Below are 7356 nucleotides of genomic sequence, written 5' to 3'. Positions count from 1 at the left end.
AGGTTACGCAGCTCGCCCGCCGTGACCACGTCCTGGCTGGCCTTGAGGTTGTACCAGCCGGTGCTGAGCATCGGCAGCAGCGCCGCGGCCATGCCGGCCAGGCTCAGCTTCAGCGCCAGCGGCCAGCTGCCGGGCGAGACGAGCCGGCGCCAGTTGTTGATCCACTGCCGCCGCTCGGCCGCCCCTTCGCCGCTGCGCAGCGCGTCCTGCACGCTGAGGCTGGCGGCATGGGCGGCGAACAGCTTCTCGCGCCAGGCGTCCACCGTCTGCGGCCGCTCGGCCGGCTCCAGCTTCAGCGCCCAGTCGATCGCATCGAGCAAGGTGTCGGACCAGCGGCCTCCCGCCTGCGCGCCCTCGCGCACCGGGCGCAGCGTGTCGTTGGCGCTGCGGTCCATCGCATCGGGCGGCTTCTTGCCGGTGAGCATCCAGTACAGCGTGGCGCCCATCGCGTAGATGTCGGTCCAGGCGCCCTGGTCGCCGTCCTGGTACTGCTCGATCGGCGCGTAGCCGGGCGTCACCGCCACGTCGTCGCTGGCCGCGCCGCTGCCCACGGCCGCGCGGGCCGAGCCGAAGTCCAGCAGCACCAGGCTGCCGTCGCTGCGGCGCACCTGGATGTTGTCGGGCTTGATGTCGCGGTGCAGGAAGCCGGCGGCATGCACCACCGAGAGCCCGTCCAGCAGCGGCTGCAGCAGCAGCACCAGCTCCTTCTCGGGCATCTCGGCATGCTTGGGCCACCAGGCCTTCAGCGGGCTGCCGCGCTCGAAGTCCAGCACCATGTAGGCGGTCTGGTGCGCCTCGAAGAAGCGCGCCACCCGCACGATGTTCGGATGCCGGAAGCTGGCCAGCGTGCGCCCCTCGACCAGGAAGCTGTCCAGCCCGTTGCGGTAGCGGTCCTGGTGGCGGGTCGAGTGGGCCGAGACGGTCTGGCCCGACTTGCGGAAGGCGATCTCCTCCGGCAGGTATTCCTTGATCGCCACCCGGGTGTTCAGGTTGACATCGGTGGCGAGATAGGTGATGCCGAAGCCGCCCTTGCCCAGCACCGAGTCGATTCGGTACTCGTGCAGACGGAAGCCCGGCGGCAGCGCCAGCGACTCTGCCCCCTTCGGCAGCGAGGGGCGGCGCGCGGGCGGCGGCGCCTGCACCGGCTCCTCCCGATGCAGGAAGGCCGGCGTCGCGGTGGGCAGGATCTCCGTGTCGGGGCCGGTGTCGGCCTCCTTCGGCAGCGGCGGCGGCCGGCGCACCGGCACGATGCGCGTGGGCAGCGTGGCGTTGACGACGGTCCGGTCCGGGTCGTCGTCCATCATCTCCGCGCTGCGCTGCTGCTGGCTGTCCATCCCCGGCCCGGGTCTGCGTCGAGCCGGTCAGTGTAGTGAGGTAACGAGTTATTTCAGCTGCGTGCTTTTACCGTGGCATGACGCGGGTGGTAGGCTGGCTACGAAGCCAGGCAAAGGAGTTCCCCATGAGCGACGGTTTTGGCATGGAATCACCCGGCAGGCACCTGGGCCAGGCGTCGGCGCGGCAGAAGCCCGCCCGCTGGCTGGTGCTGATCGACGCGGGCGGCGGTGGGCTGCTGGCGCGGCTGTTCGACGAGCAGCGCCGGCCGCTGGTCGAGTTCGACGCCAGCACCGAGGAGACAAACTCGATGACCGGCGGCCTCACGCCGGTCAAGGGCGCGTTGGGTGCGGAGTGGGACCAGGCGCTGGCCGGGCACAGCCGAGCGGACCGGGCCGGGGCCGAGGTGTACGAGCTGGCGGTGTGATGCCGTTTCGCGGCCAGATGGCCTACGTCGCCCGGCTCAGCACGCCGGAAACAAGATGACCGTCACCGTCGTTTCAAGCACGTCATAGCCCCCTTCGCGCATGCAGGCAGTGACGGAAGACCTGATCCTCGGCTTGTCCGCATCACTCCATGGGTACCCGTACCCATGAGACGGCTCGCCAAGCTTGTAGGCGCACTCCTGCAGTCTCTGCGCGGCCGAGTTGGTCGGCGGAATCTGAGCCCTGACTTCGTCGCCATGGCTGCGCGTCGTCGGACGACCTTGCATGTGGCACCTGCTCGGCTGACTCGGTAGCCCGGCGTTCACAAAGATCCAGGACTCGCGATCGGGCGCTGAATTGGCGCAGCATTCGAGCCCCAACAAGGGAACCATCAAGGCCGCAGTCAAGACGCCGCCCAACATTCGCGAGTGGCACAGCACTTAGGAGTTCCCGAAGTCAACGACGCGACGATTATCGGATGCACTTTCGACACGGCGAACCAGGCGCCTAGGGCTCTTCATACGGTTCTTTGTCGACTTGCGGCGAACGGCATCGTTGGTGAGAAGAGTTGGGTTTGCAGCGCTGCGCCCTGGGCGGCCGCGGGGCTCGGCGGTGACGGTCTCCCCTGCGGGTCGACTCCCTTCCGGTGCTCGCGACTCGTGGCCCGAGCCCAACTCGCGCTGCTACGCCGCGCTCAAACAAGGGGCTCGAAGTCAGTTCACGAAGCGCGCTGCGCGCGCGGCCACGAGCCGCTGCGCTCCTCAGCGCCACCGAAGTCGCCCCGCAGCCGCCCAGGCCACAGCGCTGCTGGCGTCAGCGGGTTTGCTCGACGAGAAAGCCCCGTCGTCGAAGCGAGTCCGGCCCTGCGCGCTGCCGGGCTCGCCAGCAGTTCCTTCCGCGGACCGTGGCGACATGCGCTTCCCCGGAGTTCGGCGAAGAACCAAAAAAATGCACCTGCCGCAAGGCCGTGAGGCCTCGGGGCGAGGTGCGAAATCACCCGGGACGGGCGAGGAGACAAACAACAATCAGTCGACCGGCGCCAGCGCCAGCGCGAGTTCGCGCCGCAGCGCCTGCAGCAGGGCGTCCTCCCGCGAGCGGGGGCGGGGCAGGGCGATGTCGAGCTGCCGCGCGACGCGGCCTTCGTCCAGCAGCAGCACGCGGTCGGACAGCAGCACCGCTTCCTCCAGCTCGTGCGTGACCATCAGCAGGCCCGCGCCGTGGCGCTGCGCCAGCGCGATGACCAGGTCCTGCAGCCGGCCGCGGGTGAAGGCGTCCAATGCCGAGAAGGGCTCATCCAGCAGCAGCAGGCGCGGGCGGGTGTAGAGCGCGCGGGCGATGGCCACCCGCTGCGCCTGCCCGCCGGACAGCTGCCTGGGCAGCGCCCGCTCGTAGCCGGCCAGGCCCACCTCGGCCAGCAGGGCCGAGACGCGTGGCGCATCGAAGCTGCCGCTGCCGTCGAAGCCCACATTGGCCGCCACGCCGAGCCAGGGGAACAGCCGCGGCTCCTGGAAGACCACGCCGACGCCCTCGGACGGCGGCGCGCCGTCCAGCAGTACCTGGCCCTCGAAGTCGGCATCCAGTCCGGCGGCGATGCGCAGCAGCGTGCTCTTGCCGCAGCCGCTGGCGCCGACCAGGCTCAGCACCTCGCCCGGCTGCAGCCGGATGTGGATGCCGGAAAGGACCGTGCGTGCTCCGTAGCGCTTGCGCTGGACGCGCAGGTCGAGCAGGGCTGGCGAAAGGCTCATGCGGGCACCGCCCCGAAGCCGTCGCGCCAATGCAGCGCCCGCGCCTCGACCGCGGCCATCAGCCCGTCGCTGAGCTTGCCCAGCAGGGCCAGCAGGGCGATGGCGGCGAGCACGATGTCGGCGCGGCCGGTCTCGCGCCCGTCGGTCAGCAGGTAGCCCAGGCCGCGGCTGGCGGCGATCAGCTCGGCCGCCACCATGAACATCCAGGCCAGCGAAAGCCCCACCCGCAGCCCGTTCAGCACGGCCGGCAGCGCGGCCGGCAGCAGCACGCGCCGCGCCAGCTGCGTGCGCGAGAGCCGCCGCAGCCGCGCCACCTCGACCAGCTTGCGGTCCACGTCGGCCAGGCCCGAGGCCACGCCCATGTAGACCGGGAAGAAGGCGCCGATGGCGATCAGCGCGATCTTGGGCGCCTCGTCGATGCCCAGCCACAGCAGCAGCAGGGGCACCCAGGCCAGCGAGGGGATCGCGCGCAGCGCCTGCAGGCTGGGGTTCAGCAGCGCACAGGCCAGCGGCGAGAGGCCGACCCAGGCGCCCAGCAGCAGCGCGGCGATGGCGCCCAGCGCGAAGCCGGCCGCCACGCGCAGCGTGCTGGCGGCGACGTGGGCCGCCAGCGCCTGCTGCGAGGCCAGTTCGGCCAGCGTGCGCAGCAGCTCGCTGGGCGCGGGCAGCAACTGCGAGGCGATCCAGCCGGCGCGCACGGCCAGTTCCAGCGCGAGCAGCGCCGCGGCCGGCAGCAGCAGGCCCAGCGCCGCCCGCGGGACGCGCGGTCGCGGCAGGCGCAGGGGCGGCGCGGCCTGGCTCAGTTCGGTCTCGGCGTTGGCCATCGTGGTTCAGGCCTTGGCGATCAGGCCCGCGGCGAAGCGCGTGTCCACCAGGTCCAGCACCGTGCGGTTCAGGTCCGTGCCCAGCCGCACCAGCTGCTCCGACAGCAGGATCGGCGCCGCCGCCTGCAGCGCCTGTACATGCTCGCTCGAAGGCTGGGGCTGGCTCAGGTCCGTGCGCAGCTTGATCTGCAGCAGCGCCACCGGCAGGTTCACCTTCGCTTCTTCCGACAGGATCTTCGCCGCCTCGGTCGTGTTCGCGCGTATCCACTGCCGCGCCCGCTCGTAGCCGGCGATCACGCGGCGCACCGCCTGCGGCTGCTTCGCGAGGAAGTCTTCCCGCACGTTCAGGAAGCCGTAGGTGTTGAAGGCGACGTTGCGGTAGATCAGCCGCGAGCCCTGGTCCAGCTCGCTGGCGGCCATCAGCGGGTCCAGCCCCGCCCAGGCGTCGACGCGGCCCTGCTCCAGCGCGGCGCGGCCGTCGGCATGCTGCAGCGCCACGTGCTCGATGTCGCTGCGCTTGAGGCCGCCGACCTGCAGCGCGCGCAGCAGGAACAGGTAGGGGTCGGTGCCCTTGGTGGCGGCCACCTTCCTGCCCTTCAGGTCGGCCAGCGAGCGGATGTCCGAATCCTTGCGCACGACCAGGGCGGTCCATTCGGGCCGCGAGAAGATGTAGGGCGCGCGGATCGGGTTGCCGTTGGCGCGGCCCAGCAGCGCGGCCAGGCCGGCGGTGGAGCCGATGTCGATGCTGCCGGCGTTCAGGTACTCCAGCGCGCGGTTGCTGCCGGCGCTGAGCACCCAGCGCACCGGCACGCCGTCCTTCCTGAAGTCCTCCTCCAGCCAGCCGAAGCGGCGCAGCACCAGGCTGGAGGGCGAGTAGTAGGCGTAGTCGAGGCGCAGTTCCTGCAGCGTCTCCGCGCGGGCGGAGAAGGGGGTGGCGAGGGCTGCGGCCTGCAGCAGCGTGCGGCGTTGGATCATGGGCGGCGTTCTCAGACGTAGGTGTCGCGGGTGAAGACGGCCTCGCGCACCTGCACCGCGCGGGGAATCAGCTTGAGCTTGAAGAAGGTGTCGGCGATGCGCTGCTGCTCGGCCACGATGGCGGCATCCACCGGCACCGCCGTGTAGCGCCGCCGGCCGGTGGCCAGGGCCAGCACCGGCACCGGCACGCCCAGCTGCGGCGCCAGCTGTTCGGCCACCTGCTGCGGATGGCGGTCGGCCCACTCGTTGGTCTTGCGCAGCTCGGCGAAGATGGTGCGCAAGACCTGGCCCTCCTGGCCTTTCCTCTCGACGAAATCGGTGGCCGCCAGGTAGAAGGTGCGGTTGTTCGACAGGCCTTCGCCATTGCGCAGCACGCGCGGCCGGCCGGCCAGCTCCGCGCCGGCCAGGAACGGATCCCACAGGCCCACCGCATCGACGCGGCCCGACTCGAAGGCGGTGCGCGCGTCGGCCGCGTTGTTGACCCAGGCCGGCTGGATGTCGTCGAAGGACAGGCCCGCATCCTCCAGCGCACGCACCAGCAGGTACTGCACGTTCCAGCCGCGGCCGACGGCGACCTTGCGGCCCTTCAGGTCGGCCACCGTCTTCAGCGGCGAGTCCTGCGGGACGAGGATCGCGATGCCCTGGGGATAGGGCTGCTCGGCGGCCAGGTAGACGGCGCGCACGCCGGCCGCCTGGGCGAACACGCTGGGCGTGTCGGCCGCATGGCCGAAGTCGATGGCGCCGGCGTTCAGCGCTTCCAGCAGCACCGGGCCGGTGGCGAACTCCGTCCAGGTAACGCTCCAGCCGAGCGGCTTCAGCGCCGCTTCCAGCTGGCCGGCGCCCTTCAGGATGTTGAGCGTGTTGAACTTCTGGTAGCCGATGCGCAAGGTCTTGGCAGGCGCCTGCGCGGCGGCGGGCAGGGCGGTGCCTGCTGCCGCGGCAAGTCCCAGGGCGAGGGCGTGGCGGCGATTGAGCGGGGTCATGCGGCTTCCTGTCGTTCGGAGTTCTGGGGATCGATGCGCACCTGGCGGCCCGCATGGCGCGAGTCCAGCCGCGGGCCGCGGCCGAAGAGCTTGTGGCGGTAGCTGCCGGGCTCGTACTCCAGCCGGTAGCGGCCGCGGTCCTGCAGCTCGGGCACCACGCGGTCGACCACTTCGCGCAGGTCGTCGTGGGCCACGGCATAGGTGAGGTTGAAGCCGTCGATGCCGGTGGCGTCCTGCCAGTCGATCAGCTGGTCGGCCACCTGGGCCGGGCTGCCGACGATCACCGGCCCGCGGCCGCCGAGTCCGATGAACTCGGCCGCCTCGCGCACCGTCCAGCGGCGCGTCGGGTCGGCGCTGCTGAACGAGGCCAGCGCGGCGCGGCCGGCCTGGGTGTCCAGGTACTCGATGGTGGCGTCGGGCGGGTAGCGGGAGAAGTCCACGCCGGTCCAGCCCGAGAGCAGGGCCAGCGCGGCCTCGATGTCCACGTGGCGGCGGTAGTCGTCCAGCTTGCTCCGCGCCTCGGCCTCGGTGGCGCCGGTGATCACCAGCGCCTGGGCGTAGACCAGCACGTCCGCCTGCGCATCGCGGCCGGCCGCGGCAACGGCGCCGCGCACGCCGTCCACATAGCCCTTCACCACCGCCTGGCTCGGCCCGCTGACGAACACCGCCTCCGCATGCCGCCCGGCGAAGGCGCGGCCGCGCGTGGACGTGCCCGCCTGGAACAGCACCGGCGTGCGCTGCGGCGAGGGCTCGCTGAGGTGGATGCCGGGCACCTGGAAGTTGGGGCCGCGGTGGCGGATCGGGTGGACCTTGGCCGGGTCGGTGAAGACGCGGCCGGCCTTGTCGCGCCGCACCGCGTCTTCCTCCCAGCTCCTCTCCCAGAGCTTGTAGACGACCTCCAGGTATTCGTCGGCGAGGTCGTAGCGTTCGTCGTGCGCCAGCTGCTGCGTCAGGCCCAGGTTGCGCGCCGCGCTGTCCAGGTAGCCGGTGACGATGTTCCAGCCGATGCGGCCGCGGGTCAGGTGGTCCAGCGTGGAGATGCGGCGGGCGAAGGTGTACGGGTGCTCGTAGC

The 7356-nt window shown here is 71.4% G+C and carries 7 protein-coding genes; 1 reads left to right on the top strand and 6 read right to left on the bottom strand.

Features of this window, described 5'->3' with window-relative positions; genetic code table 11:
* A partial coding sequence (locus tag B0W88_RS27955) for a serine/threonine-protein kinase (protein WP_144007013.1) occupies window positions 1-1334 on the bottom strand: 1334 nt, incomplete at its 3' end.
* A 125-nt stretch (window positions 1335-1459) separates the two neighbouring features.
* Between B0W88_RS27955 and B0W88_RS27950 the strand changes: the two genes are divergently transcribed.
* On the top strand, window positions 1460-1759 hold the full coding sequence (locus B0W88_RS27950) for a hypothetical protein (RefSeq protein ID WP_233151871.1): 300 nt from the start codon (window positions 1460-1462) through the stop codon (window positions 1757-1759).
* Between the two features lie 1023 nt (window positions 1760-2782).
* On the opposite strand, the gene B0W88_RS27940 is transcribed toward B0W88_RS27950, so the two are convergent.
* The 5 genes from B0W88_RS27940 to B0W88_RS27920 all read right to left on the bottom strand — a co-directional run.
* Entirely contained in the window at window positions 2783-3502 is a 720-nt protein-coding gene (locus tag B0W88_RS27940) for an ABC transporter ATP-binding protein (protein WP_077037834.1), read from the bottom strand.
* Window positions 3499-4326, bottom strand: coding sequence for an ABC transporter permease (locus B0W88_RS27935; protein ID WP_077037833.1), 828 nt, complete (start codon window positions 4324-4326; stop codon window positions 3499-3501). Before B0W88_RS27935 ends, B0W88_RS27940 begins: the two co-directional genes overlap by 4 nt.
* 6 nt (window positions 4327-4332) lie before the next feature.
* Complete coding sequence (locus B0W88_RS27930; RefSeq protein ID WP_077037832.1) at window positions 4333-5301, bottom strand: aliphatic sulfonate ABC transporter substrate-binding protein; 969 nt, start codon at window positions 5299-5301, stop codon at window positions 4333-4335.
* 11 nt (window positions 5302-5312) lie between these two features.
* A complete protein-coding gene (locus B0W88_RS27925) occupies window positions 5313-6284 on the bottom strand; it encodes a sulfonate ABC transporter substrate-binding protein (RefSeq protein WP_077037831.1) in 972 nt (323 codons plus the stop codon).
* Window positions 6281-7356: NtaA/DmoA family FMN-dependent monooxygenase (locus B0W88_RS27920; protein ID WP_077037830.1), on the bottom strand; the 1076-nt coding region annotated here is incomplete at its 5' end. The genes B0W88_RS27925 and B0W88_RS27920, both read right to left, overlap by 4 nt.

Origin of the sequence: Pelomonas sp. KK5, from assembly GCF_001984095.1 — a bacterium.
GTDB lineage: Bacteria > Pseudomonadota > Gammaproteobacteria > Burkholderiales > Burkholderiaceae_C > KK5.
Note: the sequence above shows the minus strand (reverse complement) of the source record. Positions and strands in the feature narration are given on the sequence as shown.

What these genes read in the sequence shown, in the direction of transcription:
- B0W88_RS27950 (WP_233151871.1), top strand. Translation starts at nt 1,460, where the DNA reads ATGAGCGACGGTTTTGGCATGGAATCACCCGGCAGGCACCTGGGCCAG.
- B0W88_RS27940 (WP_077037834.1), bottom strand. Translation starts at nt 3,502, where the DNA reads ATGAGCCTTTCGCCAGCCCTGCTCGACCTGCGCGTCCAGCGCAAGCGC.
- B0W88_RS27935 (WP_077037833.1), bottom strand. Translation starts at nt 4,326, where the DNA reads ATGGCCAACGCCGAGACCGAACTGAGCCAGGCCGCGCCGCCCCTGCGC.
- B0W88_RS27930 (WP_077037832.1), bottom strand. Translation starts at nt 5,301, where the DNA reads ATGATCCAACGCCGCACGCTGCTGCAGGCCGCAGCCCTCGCCACCCCC.
- B0W88_RS27925 (WP_077037831.1), bottom strand. Translation starts at nt 6,284, where the DNA reads ATGACCCCGCTCAATCGCCGCCACGCCCTCGCCCTGGGACTTGCCGCG.